This is a genomic window from Pseudoalteromonas sp. CNC9-20 (assembly GCF_022347875.1).
GTDB lineage: Bacteria > Pseudomonadota > Gammaproteobacteria > Enterobacterales > Alteromonadaceae > Pseudoalteromonas > Pseudoalteromonas ruthenica.
Map to the genome: position 1 here is coordinate 286,732 of NZ_JAKRFS010000004.1, position 18,281 is coordinate 305,012.

Genomic DNA, 18,281 nt, shown 5'->3' on the forward strand with positions numbered 1-18,281 from the left:
GCTTATTTGGGAGTTGCTATGTCACTGCGTTGGTTGGGTCTGTCTGTCATGTTATCCATAGTGGGTGTACACAACGTACATGCCCAGACTCATTGTGACGTGGAGCTAACCCATGGGCTTATCATCACTGACGACATTATTCGCATCGTTGATAACAACCAAACCCGTGTGCAAATAAACCAAGACCAGCAGTTGGTTGTTCGCGGGCAGTGGATTGAACTGAACGAGCAAGAGACAGCGGTGCTGCGTCAATATAGCATGATGATCCGCGATACTGTTCCAGAGTTAGTAGACCTCGCCACCGATGGCGTTAACATTGGGCTGAGTGCTATTGAGGATGTGGTCACGGGCCTATCTGACAAAGAGCCGGAAATTCTTAAAACACAGTTACAGTATGTAGAACGAGCGTTACGCGACAAGTTTAAGCGTGGAGACGACTTTTTCTTTATTGCGCCGCAATCGTTATCCAAACTAGATGACTTTTTTGCCCAAGAAGTATCGAAGAAAATTCACACCGCAATCCAAGGCTCTTTGGGAGCCATACTGGTGTCACTGGGCGACGCATTCCAATCTCGAGAGGGAAATATCGAAGAGCGCATTAACGATATGGGTCAGCGCATGGAGATCATCACAGCGGAAATCGATAAGTCGTTACAGAAAAAAGCGCAGCAGCTTGAACAAAAATCTGTTGAATATTGCAGATGTCTGAATGCGCTTGATAAAACAGAATCAAAACTCCAACAGATTGTACCTGAATTGGCTGATTTTGACTTGGTGAATATTAAAACCTCGAGCTAACCCAGCCGTTAGTCTTTAAAAAACGAATCATCATTTTGCGCTAGCATGGCTTCAATTTCTTCTATGAATTCAGCCTTATCGACGCCTTCGCTGTCACCATTCATTGCAGTAGAAATTTTATTGTTTTCACTAGACCACTCGCCCAGATCAATCAGCTGACAACGTTTACTACAAAACGGGCGATAGGGGCTTTGTGCAGACCAGGTCACCTGCTTTTCGCAAGTTGGGCATTTTACAATGGTAGGCATAGTATTAGGGGCTGTGAAACTTTCATGGCGGCAGTGTAACTGAGAGCAGGATGCTTTAAAAGGCCTATAAGTACAACCTACAGCCGCGTAACACGGTTAATCTCAGATAGTGAGGTAATGCCCTCTGCAGCTTTACGTAGCCCCGATTGACGCAATGTCGCACAGCCTGCTTCCTTGGCTGTTTCGGTTATATCTATCGAGCTACCACCGGAAACAATCACTTTGGCAATATCCGCTGAAACTTCTAATACCTCATAAATGCCCACCCGGCCTTTGTACCCGTCAGTACACTGGTCGCAACCTTTTGCTTGATACAATTTTACTTGTGCCACAGAGTTAGCATCAAATCCTTGCTTAATAAGCTCTTCCGTTGGGAGCTGCTCTGGCTCTTTACAGTATTTGCAAAGGCGGCGTGCTAAGCGTTGAGCGATGATCAGCGACACCGAGCTAGCCACGTTGTACGCCGGTACGCCCATGTTTAAAAGTCGTGTGATAGTCTCCGGTGCGGAGTTGGTGTGCAGGGTGGAAAGCACCAAATGTCCGGTCTGTGCGGCTTTGATGGCGACTTCAGCCGTTTCTAAGTCCCTTATTTCGCCTACCATTACTACATCAGGGTCTTGACGTAAGAAGGCGCGAAGAGCGTTAGCGAACGTAAGCTCAGCTTTAGGGTTTATTTGTACTTGATTTATGCCCTTAACGTTAATTTCGACCGGATCTTCGGCTGTAGAGATATTCCGCTCAGGTGTATTTAAAATGCTTAAGCCTGAGTAAAGAGAGACTGTCTTTCCGGAGCCAGTGGGGCCGGTGACAAGAATCATGCCTTGAGGTTGTTGCAGTGCGTGCAGATAAAGTTGCTTTTGCTCTTCCTCATAACCGAGCGCGTCAATTCCTAAAGTGGCATTGGAGGAATCTAGCACCCGCATAACAATTTTTTCCCCCCACATAGTTGGCAACGTACTGACCCGAAAATCAATGCTATTACGCGGCGAAATCGTAAGCTTAATGCGGCCATCTTGGGGTTTGCGCTTTTCCGAAATATCTAGTTTAGACATTACTTTGATGCGGGCTGCAAGGCGAGTGGACAGCGCATAAGGTGGATTGGCCATCTCATGTAACACACCATCAATTCGAAAGCGTATGCGGTAGTCGCCATCATAGGGCTCAAAGTGTAAATCAGAAGCACCTCGGCGTATGGCATCACGGAGAATCTTATTGATGTAGACAATAATTGGGGCGTCGTCATCCTCATTGCCCTGTTCCGGATGATGATTATCATAGTCTTGTTTGGCGAGGTGGCTGAGTTCGTCGCTATCCTCTTGCGATAGCTTCAGTGTGTGGGTGGCATCGAACAGCTGCTCGATGAGGTTATCTATTTGCCGATAATCAGCCAGCACCACTTCACATTGAAGCCCGGTACTAAACTCGTAATTTTCAAAAGCACCGTAGTCAGTAGGATCTGAGGCGGCGAGAAATAGCTTGTTGCCCTTGGTAGAAATGGGCAGCATATGATGACGACGAATTAACTGCTCATTTAGCAAGTGCTTGTCTATGCTTCTGGGATCAAAGGAGCTTAAATCAATATACGGAGTGCGAAAGAGTTCAACACATTGTGCCAACAGTTCTTGATTACTCATATTGCTGCTACGGACTATGGTCTCTGCTGCGCAGCGGCTTTGCTCTTGGTGCGCCTTTACTGTGTCGCTGTCAATACGTCCTAGGGTAATAAATTTACGAATCAAAGGTGAGTTAATATTCATAGGTCACGCAACCAAGTTAATAACAATAATGTATAGCAAGCTCAATGATTTAAGCCATTACAAGCTGTAACATTAAGTGTTATCGATCTTAGCGGGAATGCAAATTGGCGAGGTGCAAATAGTTTTGGTGGTACAGAGATACCTTGGCGCTGAGGTCAGCGATTACCCCAGCATTAGAGATAATATCGTTGGCCTTTGCGACTTTATCTCGGCGTGACATTTGTGCCTTTAAGATAGCGTTTGCCTGCTGCTCAGTGATATTGTCTCGAGCGCAAGTGCGACTTATTTGTACAGTTTCAGGCACATCGATCAATAAGGTGCGCTGACAATACTTATCAAGACTGTTTTCAAAAAGTAGTGGCGCCTCAAGGATTGCATAGACACTTTGTGCCTGTTCCAGTTGGGTGAGCATCTCAGTGCGGATAAGTGGATGCAAAAGCGCATTTAACCACTGCTTTTCGCTTTCGTCTGCAAAAATGATGTCACGTAGCTTAGCGCGATTAAGGCTACCATCATCCAACAACAGCGAACGGCCATGACGGCTAACGATGGCGGCTAATCCGTTAGTGCCTGGCTGTACTACCTGGCGAGCGACAACATCGGCATCGACAACCGTGATGCCGAGCTGCTGAAACAAGGCGCTAACGGTTGATTTACCAGAGCCTATCCCCCCGGTTAGACCAAGCGTCCACATCGTTGTTTTAACCCAAAATAGCGCCGAAATAAGCGCCTTGGATTTGCTCTCCCCAAAGCATGGCTATCCAGCCAGCAATGGCAATATAAGGGCCAAATGGAATCGGGGTTGCCTTATCTTTGCCTTGAATAGAGAGTAAGGTAACACCAATTACGGCACCCACAATGCTAGACAGGAGTATGATCATCAGTAATGCTTGCCAACCTAATAAGGCACCAAATACCGCCAGCAGTTTAAAGTCGCCATAGCCCATCCCTTCTTTACCGGTCAGCAATTTGAACAGCCAATAAACGCTCCATAAGCTAAGGTAGCCTGCGGCAGCGCCAATTAGTGCTGCACTCGGTTCTATGGTGATCCCTGCAACACTTGCTAATAAAGCCAGCCATAACAGCGGTAACGTCAGCTGATCTGGCAACAGCATATGGTCTATGTCTATGAATGTCAGTGCCACCAATACCCAGGTGATAATGATGTAAAGCACGGTTAGTTGAGTGGGGCCAAAGGTAAGCGCGACAACTAAACTTAGAACCGCAGTGATGAGCTCTATAGCTGGATAGCGAATAGAGATAGGCGCCTGGCAGTATGCGCATTGGCCCTTTAAAAATAGCCAACTAAGCAAGGGGATATTGTGCCAAGGCTTGATTTTGTTATTACATTTCGGGCAAGTCGAAGCTGGTTTTAGAAGGTTAAAAGGAGCGGATGCTGATTGGCTTTGTTCACTTTTTGATGCCAATTCATCGGCAAGTAGTAAGCGACACTCTGACTGCCATTGATTTTGCATCATCTTTGGAATGCGGTAAATAACCACATTGAGGAAGCTACCTACAGCTAAGGATACAAAAAGAACCGTGGTTATAAAAAACCACGGCTCGCTTTTCATTAATTCGAGTACTTCTGAAAACATCTAAATAACAGAACCGAGTTGGAAAATAGGTAAATACATAGCAACAATTAGGCCACCGATTAGCACCCCTAGCACTGCCATAATGAGTGGCTCTAATAGACTTGAGAGGCCGTCCACGGCATCATCTACTTCTTGTTCATAAATAGTTGCCACCTTAGCAAGCATATCATCCAGTGAACCAGACTCTTCGCCGATAGCGACCATTTGAATCACCATATCAGGGAATATATTGGAGTTACGCATTGCCCAGTTCATCGGGTTACCAGAGCTGACCTCAGCTTTGATATCTAAAATTGCATCGCGATAAACCGCATTACCAGACGCCCCAGCTGCTGAATCTAGTGCATCCACTAAAGGGACACCTGCAGCAAAAGTGGTTGATAATGTTCGGGCATAACGTGCCACTGCGGCCTTATTCAAGATCATACCTACGATTGGGGTTTTTAGGATGAGCTTATCAACATTGTCTCGCAAATCTTTATTCTTTCGGTGTGCCTGCTTAAACAAGTAGCCACCAACCACCATGGTTAGCACTGCAACCCACCAATACTCCTGCATAAATTCAGAAATTCCGATTACGAATAAGGTAAATGCAGGTAGTTCTGCGCCAAAGCCATTAAAAATATCTTGGAATTGAGGTACTACGAATATAAGCAAAATGGATGTAACTATTATGGCAACGGCTATAACTGCCACCGGATAAAACATCGCCTTTTTAATTTTTGATTTGAGGGCTTCTGCTTTTTCTTTGTATAAAGCGACACGGTCAAATATTCTATCTAACGCGCCTGACTGCTCACCCGATGCAACCAGGTCACAGTAGAGGTCATCAAAGTACTTGGGGTGTTTTTTGAGTGCAGCACTCAGAGGTTGACCCGCTTTTACTTCTTCACCAATTGTTCTTAATAGGTTTTTTAGGCTTTTGTTTTCAGAGCCTTCGGCAATCATGTCTATAGCTTGAACCAAGGAAACACCAGCCAATAGCATGGTTGCTATCTGGCGGGTCAGCATGGCTATGTCTTTCGCTGTTATACGCTTCTCACCAGAAAAGCCCAGTAAAGGTTTGGCTTTTCTTTTCACCTTTGATGGCGTAATACCTTGTTTGCGCAGTTGAGCCTTTACGAGTGCAATACTGGTACCAGTAAGCTCACCTTCAAGTTTTTTGCCTCGAGTACTCACACCCACCCATTGGAACGTGTCCAATTGGTTTGCTTGTTTTTGTTTTGCCATTATTTTCTCACAAGCTCTGTTGATTACTTAATATTAACACAGGGTTTCAGCAAAGGTTACTGCTGTTTGCCTAGGTGTTTTACATGTTGGTTACGCGATTGACTTCTACCAGGCTAGTCACGCCCTGTGCCACTTTTTTTAAGCCTGACTTTCTTAGGTTATTGACACCCTCTTGAGCTGCGACTTCTGCTATCTCTAATGAGTTACCGCCACGCATAATAATTTCGGCGATTTTCGGAGTAATGGGCATCACTTCATAAATACCAACTCGGCCTTTGTAGCCTTCGGTGCAATCATCACAACCTACAGGTTTGTAGACAGTTAAATCGTTTAGCTGCTCTTGTGTAAAGCCTTGCTTTATCAGTTCTTCTTGAGGTAGCTGTTCAGGCTCTTTGCAATGCTTACATAACCGACGGGCTAGCCGCTGGGCGATAATCAAACTCACTGAACTGGCAATGTTGTATGAAGGCACACCCATATTCATTAAACGAGTCAGAGTTTCCGGCGCTGAGTTGGTGTGTAGCGTCGATAGTACTAAGTGGCCTGTTTGCGCTGCTTTTATCGATATTTCAGCTGTTTCTAAGTCTCGAATCTCACCCACCATGACAATATCAGGGTCTTGACGTAAAAACGCCCGTAAAGCATTGGCGAAGGTCATATCAGATTTAGCGCTGATTTGAACCTGGTTAATCCCCTCTAGATTTATTTCAACGGGGTCCTCGGCAGTACTAATATTACGCTCAGTGGTATTAAGAATATTGAGACCGGTATAAAGTGATACGGTTTTACCTGAACCTGTAGGACCGGTAACCAAAATCATACCCTGAGGTTGCGCAAGTGCGTCCAAATAAAGTTGTTTTTGCTCGGGCTCATAGCCAAGCACATCAATGCCGAGCATCGCACTGGAGCTATCAAGAATACGCATTACGATTTTCTCACCCCAAAGGGTGGGAAGGGTACTCACACGGAAATCGATACTTTTTTTGGCGTTTATTTTTAGTTTTATACGGCCATCTTGGGGTTTGCGCTTTTCCGCCAAGTCCATATGCGACATAACCTTGATACGTGCAGCAATACGGCTCTCTAGGTTAACAGGAGGAGAGGCAATTTCATGGAGCACGCCATCGACACGAAAGCGGATGCGGTAGCGTTTTTCATAGGGTTCAAAGTGTAAATCGGAAGCTCCGCGCTTAATCGCATCCATTAAAATTTTATTGATGTAAACAATAATGGGGGCGTCGTCTTCTTTAGAATTTACATCTGTTGCTAAATCTTTCTTATTGCCATCACCAGAGTCAACACCTTCGAGCTCTTCCATATCATTGTCGGTGAGACCGAGCCCTGACGTACTATCGAATAAGCCATCGATCGCTTTTTCTAGATGGTCATAACGAACAACCACCGCCTCTGTTTGCATTCCCGTGTTGAATTCGTAATCTTCGAAAGCGCTAAAATCGGTAGGGTCAGCCGTTGCAATGAATAATGTTTTTCCTTTCGCACCTATTGGCAGCAGCTTGTGCTTTTTAATCAGCTTTTCATTTAACATTCCCTGCTCGGGCAGCATGCTCAAATCAAAGGTGGAAATGTCGTATTGGGAAACATGAAAAATATGGCTGGCTTTTTGCTGCAATTGCTCCGGGGAAATTTTTGCAACGTTGCATATCATCTCTGCGATAGAGCCATATTGGTTTTTGGCTTGTGAGGATATTTGGTCTGGTGATAATAAACCGAGGGCAGATAGCCTTCTAACAAGAGGAGAATTTATATTCATACAATCACTGCAGTAAAAAAACACTCCCACAAGGGGAGTGTTTACAATAGGTTAGCTATATATTAGCGACACTCTAGAGGAAGTAAATCTTTATCTGCAGCAGACGAGGTACAAGTCCACTCACCAGTAGTGTCGTCACGAGTAAGCGTAAGGGTCTCGGTATCGATACCTGGTGAACCCTTCATAGTACCTACGATAGTAGTAGCTGTTGCTGCATGGCTAGCACACGCTTTTGGTTGACCCAGCTGAAGGTCAGGTAGAGTTGGAGTTGCAGCAGCACCTTGCTCAAGCTTCATAATTTCGAATTGCGTTTTACCAGGAATGATTTCTTGATAACACGCTGTCGCTTGACCTTTAGCTGTATAGCCTTGATATGCTGGAAGCGCTACTGCTGCCAAAATACCGATGATCGCAACAACGATCATTAATTCAATCAGGGTGAAACCCTGTTGTTTGTTTTGAGTCATTTTTTCCATGTTCCTCTCCTAAAGGATTGTTGGGCAAAGTTAAGGTAACCAGTGTTGCTAAATCGTTGATTCGGCAATTGGTCGACTAGTTGCTTGTACTACGTGGGGCAACAAGCGCCTAGCAATGTCAAAACCTACAGGTTCAGATATCTTAGGAAGTATAGTCCAATTGTTGAATTCAACTAACTGAGACACCGTTCCTTGAGTGTAGATTTCTTTTATTACAGTTTCGTTGATTTATAACAAAGTATTACTACCTAAGTATAAATCTCATTCTTTAAAACTAGATGCTATCACGGCATTTTGGCTTTGTGTAGCACTTTTTTTAACAACTGCTAACATCTATACCGAATTCAGCTATTCTACTTGAATATTTTGCAAAGTCACTATAGTTGTTGAAAACGCATTGATAAATCAACAGCTTCAATGTGTTTAGTCAAGGCGCCACTGGATACGTAGTCTACACCAACGTTAGCGTACTGTTGCAAAGTTGCCAAAGTGATATTGCCCGACACTTCTAGCTTGGCTGATTTGTTAGTTAGTTTAACGGCTGTATTTACATCCGCTAAAGAAAAGTTATCAAGCATAATAATGTCCGCGCCAGCATTGAGTGCTTGTTGCAACTCATCGAGACTCTCAACTTCAACTTCTACGGGCTTATCCGCGTGATTGTGCTTGGCTTGGGAAACCGCCGCAGCAATACTGCCACAGGCCGCGATATGGTTCTCTTTAATTAAGAATGCATCAAATAAACCGATACGGTGGTTCACTCCGCCGCCACATTTGACTGCGTATTTTTGCAGTGCACGTAAACCTGGAATAGTTTTACGAGTATCTAGTAATTTAGTATTGGAATTGGCCAAGGCTTGGCTATAGGTATAAGCTGCAGTGGCCGTTGCACTTAACGTTTGTACGAAGTTAAGTGCCGTGCGCTCGGCGGTCAAAATAGCCCGGGCGCTGCCTTTGGCGTTAAATAGGCGCTGCTCGGGTAGAACTTTATCCCCATCGGCAACGAAAAAAGTGAGTTCGACACTGGGGTCTACTTGAGCAAAAACTTCTTTTACCAATTCTTGGCCACAAAAAATGGCTTCCTCTCGGGTGATAACATCGGCATTAGCCTGCTGCTGCTCAGGGATCAGCTGTGCGGTAATATCACCTTCACTTGGGCTGAGACCATTTAAGTCTTCATCAAGGGCTAGTTGAACGAGTTGGCGAATCAGTGCTTGGCTTGGTGTCATAATATCTAGTTCTTATATAGCTGGTTAGAGAATGTAGCATCGGTGCGTTTAGCAGGCGCCCTCAAAGTCGAGTTGGCGCCAGGATTCATAAACAAATACCGCAACTGCATTCGATAGGTTCATACTACGGCTGTTTGCTTGCATGGGAATACGTACCCGTTGCTCTGCTGGTAAAGAGGCGATAACTTCGCTAGGCAGCCCACGTGTTTCAGGGCCAAACAGCAGCGCGTCACCTGGTTGATAGGCGACTTCATGATGAAAGCGCGTACCTTTGGTGGTACATGCGTAAATACGTTTTGGGGCACAGGCGTCGATATAAGCTTCTAAGCTCGGATGGCGCTGAACATTAGAGAACTCGTGATAATCCAAGCCTGCCCGTTTAATGCGTTTGTCATCCCACTCAAACCCCAATGGTTCTATTAAGTGTAAGCGGTAGCCGGTGTTGGCACACAAGCGAATAATATTACCGGTATTAGGGGGGATTTCGGGTTGAAATAAAACAATGTCTAACATAAGTCTTCTGAGCTGAGCGCGATACAGTGGCGTGAGTATACCAAAGATGGTTAAAATGACGCATAGATTCGATAACTCTAGGTGCATTTTATGAACAACCAAGGCGCGTCAACCCCAGCAAGAGGTTACAACTTTTGGGTGCGCTTCGCTAACTTGATTACGTTGGCTATGGTTAGTTTGATGATTGCAACTAAAGCGTGGGCGTGGTTGGCATCAGGCTCTGCCGCTATGCTAGGGTCATTGACCGACTCACTGCTTGATATAAGTGCTACCTTAATGAACTTCTTTGTTCTGAGTTATGCCTTAAAACCGGCTGACGACGACCATCGTTTTGGTCATGGTAAAGCGGAAGCCTTGGCTGGTCTCGGTCAAGCCGCTTTTATCAGTGGCAGTGGCTGTTTATTAGCCTTTCATGCCATTGAGCGGTTTATTAACCCTGTCACTGTCAATCATACATTGTTGGGTGTGTGGGTGAGTATTTTTGCTATTTTTTGCACCTTAATCGTTGTCTATGTGCAATATCAATCTATTAAGCGTACCGAGTCGGTCGCGATAAAAGCCGATTCACTGCACTATAAGGGTGATCTATTACTGAACTTAGCAGTATTGCTTGCTCTGATGTTGGCCTACTACGGTATTGCCGGTGCCGATCCATTTTTTGCCATCTTAGTTGCTGCCTACTTGCTTTACAACGCTTGGCAAATAGGCACCGAGAGTGCGGCGCATTTAATGGACAAAGAACTGCCGGATGAAGAAAAAACGCAGATAGTGGCAGTTGCCAAAAGCCACGAGCAAGTTTTAGGTGTGCACGATTTGCGTACTCGCCAAGGCGGCAAAGTACGCTTTGTGCAACTTCATTTAGAACTGGATGACAACATGCCTTTGATCAGGGCACACCAAGTCGCGGACGAGGTAGCGGTACTTATTCAAGAGGCGTTTAGCGAACAAAAGCACCCTGAGTTCGGTGGTGAAGTTGATGTGCTGATTCACCAAGATCCAATTTCAGTGGTCAACAAATCAAGTTGTTAGTGTTGTTTCAGGTTATTCATCAACCAGTTGCTCGCAACGATAAAACCCGTCTTGCTCGCTGAGCACCTTCACTAACTCCGGTAGTACCTGTTGCATCGTTGCTTTTAGCGTGTAAGGCGGGTTGATGGCAATGATCCCTGAGGCGGTCATGCCACGTTCTTCACTATCGCCTTGGGTGGCAAGCTCGAACAATTGAATGTTTCGAATACCAGAGTCAATAAAACGTTGCTCAAGGCGGTCTATGCGAGAGCGATCAACCACGGGGTACCATAACAAATAAGTGCCGGTACTAAAGCGTTGATGTGCTTTTATAAAGGTATCGACTGCTTTTTCGTAGTCACTCTTTACTTCATACGGCGGGTCCATTAACACGCATGCCCGGCGCGAAAGAGGCGGCACCAGTGCCAGCAAGCCTTTAAAGCCGTTTTCATCTTTTACTCGTAACGAGCGCTTACCTGCCATATTTTTTTGCAGTAATTTTAAGTCTTGAGGGTGCAGCTCAAAAAACCAGCCTTTGTCTTGCTTACGTAAGTAGTGTTCAGCCACCTTAGGTGAACCCGGGTAATGACGTAACTGAGCGGACTCGTTCATACCCTTAATCAGGGCTACATAATCCGCAAGCGCATCTACATCACCTTGATACTGCCACAGCTTAGCAATGCCATCATTAAACTCTTGAGTTTTCTGCATATCGGCATTGTCGATGGCGAAAAAACCGGCTCCCGAGTGGGTATCAATATAATCAAAGGGCTTCTCTTTTTTGACCATGTGTTGCAGTGTTTGTGCTAACACTAGGTGCTTCACCACATCGGCGGGGTTGCCAGCATGAAAAGAATGGCGATAACTGAGCATAACGGCTCCTAAAACTGAACTTATAGCCATTTTACTGTATTTGCACCAGATAAACAGAGCTAGATGGGTACTTTGGATGATTGATTAATAAGCAGCTACTATAAACCGTTGCTGAATATTGGGTGATTTAAATGAACCCGCTGTTAATACTGGCAAAATTTACAGGAAATACGCTACACCCCCTAGCATCGCTGGGCAGATTGCTTTACATTTGCAGATTCTAATCAACAGTTTAAAGAGCGCCTTTATGAACCAAGAAACCCTTTCCCAACTCGAACAACTGGTCGATAAATTAATTCAGCGTAATAGTGAATTACAGCAAGAAGTGACCACCTTACGTGAAAACAATACTAAGCTAATGGACGAAAACGAAACCTTGCAGCTAGAAGTGCTAGAAAGCGAAGAAAAGCAGAAAGAAACCAGTAGTACATTAACGAGCCTACTGGAAAAACTGCAGTCGGCTAGCGCGGCGGGTTAATGAGTAACGACGGACACAGCGTCAAGGTCAATTTGCTCGGTAGGGAGCATCAGTTTGCTTGTCCCCCTGGGCAAGAGCAGGCGTTACTTGATGCGGCACAGCACCTCAATGAGAGCGTTGAACATATGCGTCAGCGCTCAGCGGTGCGCAATGATGACAAAGCGTTACTTATGGCAGCACTCAACCTGTGCCATGAGTTATTAGAAGCGAAGTCGCAGCTCACTGAGCAGCAACAAATGCAGAGCCAACTGTGCTCCAAACTGACATCAGCCTTAGAAACAACATCATAAGGCGCATAGTCGCGCCCAAGGGAAGCCTATGCGCCAATTTCTGTTTTTATTATTAGCCCTCACCACCACCGTAAGCCATGCCCAGCAATGGCACAGCATCAGTGCTCATGTCGACTTTATCCAACAACATGAAAAGCTAAAGTACTATGATTCAAATCAGGTGCTTATCCAGGGCGATGAATGTGCCTTATTAATCGATGCGCCAGGGGAGTTTTCGCAAACTGAGCGCTTCATTAGCAAGTTAGACAAGCAGCTAAAAGTGCCACTGTGCTACTTGTTAGTTTCTCACCCTCATGATGACCATTTATTGGGTATGGCACTGTTACAAAGCCATTACCCGGACGCTAAACTTATCGTCCACCAACATCTCAATGATCAGTTTCATCTCGCTCATGCCCAGCTCAACGAACGCTTAGATGGTTTTGCCAAGAGTATTGCTCTAAGCGAGCACCGCATGAATAACTTGCCCGAGCAAGAACAGCTTCCTTGGCAGCAAAAAATAGCAGCAGCGAAAGCGCGTTTAGATAAATGGCAGCATTTAGAGCTGCAATCACCCCAGCTGGCAATAAACAAAAAGACCACATTGGACTTAGGTAATTACGAGCTCAACATATTGCCCTACGCGGCGCATACTGATGCCGACCTGATGGTATATATTGAGCAAGAGGGGCTTCTCGCCGGTGCGGATATGGTCGACATAAAGCCCTACCCTGGGGACGCAAATTTCTCGCAGTGGTTGCGCGCTTTCGATGATTTGGCGGCTCTGGATATCACTCAAGTCCTACCAGGACATGGTGATGCATATAGCAAAGCGAGCTTGAGTATCCCAAAAGCGTGGTTAATAGCCATTGTTGAGCACGTAAATAAACACCCTGAGCAAAATGTAGAAGAGCTAGTCGCAAGCTTTCCAACACACTTTTCACCTAGCGAGCCAGGGTTAGAGCAGCGCGCTTACCGCGTCTTTTTAACCGCAGGGTTGCAGCGCGCCAAAGCCACACAAGGGCAATAGCACACATAAAAAAAGCCAACCCGCTTGGGTTGGCTTATAACGCAAATGTATTTCTGTGTTATAGCGTTAATTATTCCTCAATAAAAGGGACACCTTGCGTCATCCACTGTGGCGCTGGTTCACCTTTTAGGTGATGATTAAAGTACTGCATCATGCGAATAGAAAAGTCCACTTGGTTGGGGAACTGTTTCAGGTGATGTGGCTCGCCATCATATTCAAGGAAAATCACCTCTTTCCCGGCGCGGCGCAATGCTAAATAGTACTGAATCCCTTCTTGCCAAGGCACGGCGCCATCCTCATTGCCAAACATAATCATAATTGGAGTGTTTATTTTATCGGCAAAAAACACCGGTGAGTTGTCAATGTAGGCATCGACATCTTCATACAGTGCCTTACCAATACGGCTTTGCCCCGTTTCATATTGGAATTGACGCGCTAATCCTGATTTTAGGCGGATACCGCTGTATGCCGAGGTCATATTCGATACCGGCGCCCCCGAGACAACTGCTTTAAACATATCGGTTTGCGTTACCATAAAGGCACTTTGGTAGCCGGCCCATGAGTGTCCTTGCAAGCCTATGGCATCTTTTTTGGCAACGCCCATATCAATCAGCTTTTGTGCGGCATTGATCATGGTTTGAGTGGACGAGGGGCCAGGTTTACCAATCTCAAAGCGAATATCAGGCAAGAACACCGCGTAACCGTTCGATGTAAACATCGGGAAGTTAGGGCGATGGTTAAGCTCCATTTTTGGGAAGTCGTAACGTCGCTGGCTCATATAGCGGTAAAAGTAGATAACCACAGGCACTTGCTCACCTTCTACGTAGTCCGCAGGTTTAATTAGCACGCCTTGCAAGTCCTCGCCATCGTAGCCTTTGTAACTAACTAGTTCTGGCTTTTGCCCCCATTTAAACTGACTGATTTGTGGGTTCAGATCGGTTATCTGGCGAGGGTTTGTTAGCTGGGCATCAGCCTGCCAAAAGTCAGGAAACTGGTGATAACTCTGCTTGGTAAAAATGTATTTATCAGCGTGTTTGGCCTTCATTTTTACATCAAAGCGCGCTTCACCAGCCAAAAGTGTACGCACAGTGTTATTTGCTAAATCCAGTGCACCTATGTGGGTCTGCTTATTATTCACATTAAATGCGCGTAGCAGCAGCTGCTCTTGGTCATCAAAACCAAGCTTATCATCGTCAAGGTTAACCACCCGATACTGAACCTGCTTTGCTTGCCCTTGCGTTAAAACTTGGGCTTCGCCACTTTCAACATCAAAGGCCCAAATATCGTATTTAGAATTAATGAGTACCTTCGAGCCGTCTTTATACCAGCCCGCAACACCATAGCCGTCTACCTCGGAGGGGTAATCATGCTTATCATCGGCAAATACTGCATTCACTGCTTTGCTAAGGGGAGTCACTGTATTATTGGCTAAATCTTTTAGCTGCCACCCTTGGTCACTAAAGTACACCGCATGTTGCCCTGTTGGTGACAAACTCGGGCGATGTGGATGGGCTTTGACGATGACTTGTTTACTGCCGTTGAGAACATCAATAGCATAGTAGTCATTATAAAAGCCTTTGTAGGTCATCTCGTGCAAATAGGGCAGGTTAGAGTAACCGATAAGGTGATCTGCTTTTTTGTTTAACCGCACCTGTGGCACTTGCTCATCGGCCAGTTGCACCACCTTCTTGCCATTAAGGTGATATACCGCTTGGTAATGGCGATATTTGTTTTCTTTCTGCCATTGCTGTTTTTCGCGCGGTTTAATTTCTGGGTCTTGGTGGTGCCATACTTCAATATTCGCCTGAGCCACTATGGTGTCGAAGTCGCGCAACGACTGCGCGTCTTGGTACTTTTTCTTGGTCACTTTGGCGTCAAGCTCTGGTCGTGTTGTAAAGTATAGGCGAGCGCCATCTTCCGACCAACTCAGTGTGCCTTTCTTGCCCGCTTGCCATTGACTTGGCAGCGTTTCTAAGGTGTTTTGCTGACCATGCCACAACATCGTACGGTAGTCGCGGCGGCGCGTATCATCATTGACATAATTGCCGACATTAAAGGCCACAAGGTTTTGTACTGGGTGCCATTCGATGGTGCTAACGGTTACCCCAGGCTCATCTATCAGCGAGTCCGTGCGTTGTGAGGCAAAGTCAAAATAGCTGACTTGGTTATTACTGCCATCACTGCTGTGTTGATTGAAGACGATACCTGCACTGCTATGGCTGATGGCATAAGTGAACACTGAGTCAAGGCGTGTCTGCTCGTTGCTGGTTAGATCAACAATGACTAAGTCATAGGTTTTATCTTTTTTATCAGCGCTAATATGCAGCTCATCGCCAGTATCGGCTTTTTCTTTTTCTTTATCAGCATCTTGATCGCTGCTGCTGTGGAGGCGATAGGCGAGCCAGCGACCATCATCAGAGAGTTGATAGTCTTTCACCTGCTCAAAACTTTGCTGGGCACCCGTTTGGGTATTGACCAAGACGAGGTTGTTTTTTAATTTCTTGCGCGCTTTTTTGTCAGTGGTTTCTTTATTCAAGAGAGTGGGGACTTGGGTGAATGCCACCCATTGGCTGTTTTTATTAATCTGTGCCGCTGTACCGCGTGCCACCGTGGCAACAAGTTCATTGTTATCTAGGTTATACACCTGACCTTGAGCGTCGCCGCGATAAGGTTCGGCACTAAAGGCTAGGTACTGACCTTGCTCGCCCAAAACGGTGTGTTGCGGATACTTGAAATCGAAGACATCGTTAAATTGCAACGCCTGCTTAGCGGCTACTGGTGTCGCCAGTGCACCTGCCAGCACAGCAGTTAGAAAAGTAAGTTGAGGTTTCATGACCACGTCCTGTTTGCTTTTTTAGCTATTGTAACGGTAACAGGCGAAGATTCGAGCAAACGCGATAAAGTGGATAGTTTTTGAGATAGGCGCTGCACTAAGCAGCGCCATAGTGTTTTATCTTGGGTCGATAGTAAGTGGTTCCAGCGTGACCCTTGCGTTGTTGCTGGCGCCCGCATAGTTACGGTAAGTTTGCCCCTCACGTAAGGTGTAATACACGTCAACATAGTCGTCATCGTTAGTGAACCATGCATCAGGCATTGCTTGTAAAATCTCATTTGTTAGCTGAGGAATAATGGCATAGCCCTGAGCGTCAGGATTCGGAATTGCGCGCAGTACCGCTGTGGCGACTTCCAATAGCTTACTCGCCAGAGTTTTATAATTGGTATTGTCGTCTTGCTCCATCAATAAGATATCCGCAGCTTGCCAACGGTAGCGATTCCAGTGAATTAACACTTGGTTTGGGTAGTAGTTTTCGCCGTCGTGATCTAAGTAGGGCATATCAACAATGTCTAGCACTGGCTCATCGCGAGACGGGCTCACACCCGTGACAATGGCGTACACTTCAGCGGCGCCTGAAATCCAAGGCTCTTCATCATCATTAACACGGATTTGTTTAAGCACTGTGGTGGATAACGGTTGTTCGTCTTGGGTGCTGTATTTACTTTGTAGCGTCGGTTGTTGGGTTGATGCCAGCACCGAGCGCATTATCGCAAGTCCCTCAGTAAGGGTCTTTTTGGCGTCAAGCTCGACGATGAAAACCGGTGTATCAGGAAGCGTGTAGGCATCGAGTAAATGCAGCTGTCCTTGTTGGTCATACGCTTCTACCACATCCCAGTGTTTGTCATCGCCCTTGGGAGCAAAGGCGACCAGCGCCGGTTCGCCTTGCTGCCAGTCATTAAGCATGTTGCGATGCGCTAGGCGCAGTTGTAATAGGTTGTCGCCCTGTTCAGGTAGGCCCTTTAGCGAACGAATTTGGGCATTATGTTGTTGCAGATCAAACTCGCTTTGAGCGTCTTTAGGCACTAACTTATCGGCACTCACTGCCAAGGAGTAGGCACTTAGTTGTTGTTGTAAGGTCGGTTGTAGCTGTTTTAAATTCTTGGCAATGTTTTTGGCAAGGGCTTTTTTGCTTTGGAATACACTGTGGGCCGCTTGTGCCGGTTGGGTGGCAGCGGTTGTTTGTGAGGCAATACTTGGGTGACTGGTGAAGCTCAGCGTAGAGGCGAGTGCCAAGCTCAGTAGTGATAGTTTTTTCATTTTATGCTCCATGTGTGATCAAGTTTCAAAAAGTACACCTGAGGTAGGGTGTTAACCTTTTTTTAACCTTTTACCTTTTGCAGGGTCAACACATCGGAGCAGTGAAATGCATCCTGCGTGTAAACGGACGTAAATAGTGCGGGGAAAACGCTTCCTTTTTCATCCTTTATACTTATTCTTGCATCACTTCATACCTCCACTGACAAACTTGATATACTGCACACCTATTTAATTAGGAAGAAACGCCATGACTATTTGGGTTGACGCCGATGCGTGTCCCGTCGCTATCCGCGAAATTATCTGCCGCGCTGCGGTACGCACGAAAACCACAGCGGTCTTTGTTGCCAACCAATACCTGCGTTTGCCAGCATCAGATTTCTTGCGTATGCAGCAAGTCATGCCGGGTTTTGATGTGGCTGATAATGAAATCGTACAGCAAGTTCAGGCTGGCGAGTTGGTGATCACCAGCGACATCCCATTAGCGTCGGAAGTAATTGATAAAGGCGCATTAGCGTTGAATACACGGGGTGAGCTGTACACCAAAGAGAATATCAAGTCGCGCCTTAATATGCGTGATTTTATGGATACCTTAAGAAGCTGCGGCATCCAAACCGGTGGCCAAGCCCCTTTGAGTGCCCAAGACAAACAACAATTTGCCAATCACCTTGACCGTTGGCTTGCGCAACAGTGAGTTTGTAAGCTAGACTGCTGGCGAATACTTGTCGGAGTGCCCTAACTGAAGGGCTGAGATCGCAAATGCGGGATCCGTTAACCTGATCAGGCTCACACCTGCGTAGGGAACAAGCTTGCCTCGGCACGCTTGTGCCGTAATGGTACAAACCATGCCCAGCCAAAGCAGCGCTTATGCGCGCGGACCACAGGCTCTATCGCCTCCAGACAAGACCAATAC

At 46.1% G+C, this 18,281-nt stretch carries 18 protein-coding genes and 1 riboswitch; of the genes, 6 read left to right on the forward strand and 12 right to left on the reverse strand.

What is annotated here, in order from left to right; translation table 11 throughout:
- The first annotated feature begins 24 nt into the window (after positions 1-24).
- On the forward strand, positions 25-798 hold the full coding sequence (locus MHM89_RS11720) for a YggN family protein (protein WP_239408958.1): 774 nt from the start codon (positions 25-27) through the stop codon (positions 796-798).
- An 8-nt stretch (positions 799-806) separates the two neighbouring features.
- On the opposite strand, the gene yacG is transcribed toward MHM89_RS11720, so the two are convergent.
- The 9 genes from yacG to trmL all read right to left on the reverse strand — a co-directional run bounded on the left by yacG (position 807) and on the right by trmL (position 9,620).
- Positions 807-1,046: a DNA gyrase inhibitor YacG gene (gene yacG / locus MHM89_RS11725; RefSeq protein ID WP_022945425.1), complete on the reverse strand. Its 240-nt coding sequence runs from the start codon at positions 1,044-1,046 to the stop codon at positions 807-809.
- Between the two features lie 77 nt (positions 1,047-1,123).
- Positions 1,124-2,803 carry a type IV-A pilus assembly ATPase PilB gene (gene pilB, locus MHM89_RS11730; protein WP_239408868.1) on the reverse strand — a complete coding sequence of 560 codons (1,680 nt, stop codon included), beginning with the start codon at positions 2,801-2,803 and terminating at the stop codon, positions 1,124-1,126.
- An 88-nt stretch (positions 2,804-2,891) separates the two neighbouring features.
- The gene (coaE, locus tag MHM89_RS11735; RefSeq protein WP_239408869.1) at positions 2,892-3,497 is read right to left on the reverse strand and encodes a dephospho-CoA kinase; all 606 of its coding nucleotides are present in this window, start codon (positions 3,495-3,497) and stop codon (positions 2,892-2,894) included.
- A gap of 7 nt (positions 3,498-3,504) precedes the next feature.
- Complete coding sequence (locus MHM89_RS11740) at positions 3,505-4,401, reverse strand: A24 family peptidase (protein ID WP_239408870.1); 897 nt, start codon at positions 4,399-4,401, stop codon at positions 3,505-3,507.
- Positions 4,402-5,631 (reverse strand): type II secretion system F family protein, encoded by a 1,230-nt coding sequence (locus MHM89_RS11745; RefSeq protein WP_152441222.1) that lies wholly within the window; start codon positions 5,629-5,631, stop codon positions 4,402-4,404.
- Between the two features lie 79 nt (positions 5,632-5,710).
- Positions 5,711-7,402 carry a type IV-A pilus assembly ATPase PilB gene (gene pilB / locus MHM89_RS11750; RefSeq protein WP_239408871.1) on the reverse strand — a complete coding sequence of 564 codons (1,692 nt, stop codon included), beginning with the start codon at positions 7,400-7,402 and terminating at the stop codon, positions 5,711-5,713.
- Positions 7,403-7,464: 62 nt separating this feature from the next.
- Positions 7,465-7,878 carry a pilin gene (locus tag MHM89_RS11755; protein ID WP_275441819.1) on the reverse strand — a complete coding sequence of 138 codons (414 nt, stop codon included), beginning with the start codon at positions 7,876-7,878 and terminating at the stop codon, positions 7,465-7,467.
- Positions 7,879-8,255: 377 nt separating this feature from the next.
- The gene (gene nadC, locus MHM89_RS11760) at positions 8,256-9,107 is read right to left on the reverse strand and encodes a carboxylating nicotinate-nucleotide diphosphorylase (RefSeq protein ID WP_239408873.1); all 852 of its coding nucleotides are present in this window, start codon (positions 9,105-9,107) and stop codon (positions 8,256-8,258) included.
- A gap of 48 nt (positions 9,108-9,155) precedes the next feature.
- Entirely contained in the window at positions 9,156-9,620 is a 465-nt protein-coding gene (gene trmL, locus MHM89_RS11765; protein ID WP_022945433.1) for a tRNA (uridine(34)/cytosine(34)/5-carboxymethylaminomethyluridine(34)-2'-O)-methyltransferase TrmL, read from the reverse strand.
- A gap of 90 nt (positions 9,621-9,710) precedes the next feature.
- Here trmL and MHM89_RS11770 point away from each other — a divergent pair, with 90 nt between their 5' ends.
- Positions 9,711-10,649: a cation diffusion facilitator family transporter gene (locus tag MHM89_RS11770; RefSeq protein WP_179954346.1), complete on the forward strand. Its 939-nt coding sequence runs from the start codon at positions 9,711-9,713 to the stop codon at positions 10,647-10,649.
- Positions 10,650-10,661: 12 nt separating this feature from the next.
- Here MHM89_RS11770 and rlmJ read toward each other — a convergent pair whose 3' ends face one another.
- The gene (gene rlmJ, locus MHM89_RS11775; RefSeq protein ID WP_239408874.1) at positions 10,662-11,501 is read right to left on the reverse strand and encodes a 23S rRNA (adenine(2030)-N(6))-methyltransferase RlmJ; all 840 of its coding nucleotides are present in this window, start codon (positions 11,499-11,501) and stop codon (positions 10,662-10,664) included.
- A 247-nt stretch (positions 11,502-11,748) separates the two neighbouring features.
- Between rlmJ and zapB the strand changes: the two genes are divergently transcribed.
- From zapB to MHM89_RS11790, 3 genes are read left to right on the forward strand one after another with little or no spacing between them, the layout of a single operon-like run.
- Complete coding sequence (zapB, locus tag MHM89_RS11780; protein ID WP_045979239.1) at positions 11,749-11,979, forward strand: cell division protein ZapB; 231 nt, start codon at positions 11,749-11,751, stop codon at positions 11,977-11,979.
- On the forward strand, positions 11,979-12,269 hold the full coding sequence (locus MHM89_RS11785; protein ID WP_022945437.1) for a cell division protein ZapA: 291 nt from the start codon (positions 11,979-11,981) through the stop codon (positions 12,267-12,269). The genes zapB and MHM89_RS11785 overlap by 1 nt, the downstream gene beginning before the upstream one ends.
- 28 nt (positions 12,270-12,297) lie before the next feature.
- Complete coding sequence (locus MHM89_RS11790; RefSeq protein WP_239408875.1) at positions 12,298-13,278, forward strand: MBL fold metallo-hydrolase; 981 nt, start codon at positions 12,298-12,300, stop codon at positions 13,276-13,278.
- A 70-nt stretch (positions 13,279-13,348) separates the two neighbouring features.
- On the opposite strand, the gene MHM89_RS11795 is transcribed toward MHM89_RS11790, so the two are convergent.
- Together MHM89_RS11795 and MHM89_RS11800 are read right to left on the reverse strand one after the other, a co-directional pair.
- Positions 13,349-16,111 (reverse strand): prolyl oligopeptidase family serine peptidase, encoded by a 2,763-nt coding sequence (locus MHM89_RS11795; protein WP_239408876.1) that lies wholly within the window; start codon positions 16,109-16,111, stop codon positions 13,349-13,351.
- Positions 16,112-16,228: 117 nt separating this feature from the next.
- Positions 16,229-17,371, reverse strand: coding sequence for a DUF3103 family protein (locus tag MHM89_RS11800; RefSeq protein ID WP_239408877.1), 1,143 nt, complete (start codon positions 17,369-17,371; stop codon positions 16,229-16,231).
- A 247-nt stretch (positions 17,372-17,618) separates the two neighbouring features.
- Between MHM89_RS11800 and MHM89_RS11805 the strand changes: the two genes are divergently transcribed.
- Positions 17,619-18,062, forward strand: coding sequence for a YaiI/YqxD family protein (locus MHM89_RS11805; RefSeq protein ID WP_239408878.1), 444 nt, complete (start codon positions 17,619-17,621; stop codon positions 18,060-18,062).
- 22 nt (positions 18,063-18,084) lie between these two features.
- A riboswitch (TPP riboswitch) is annotated at positions 18,085-18,188 on the forward strand.
- The last annotated feature ends 93 nt before the right edge of the window (positions 18,189-18,281 follow it).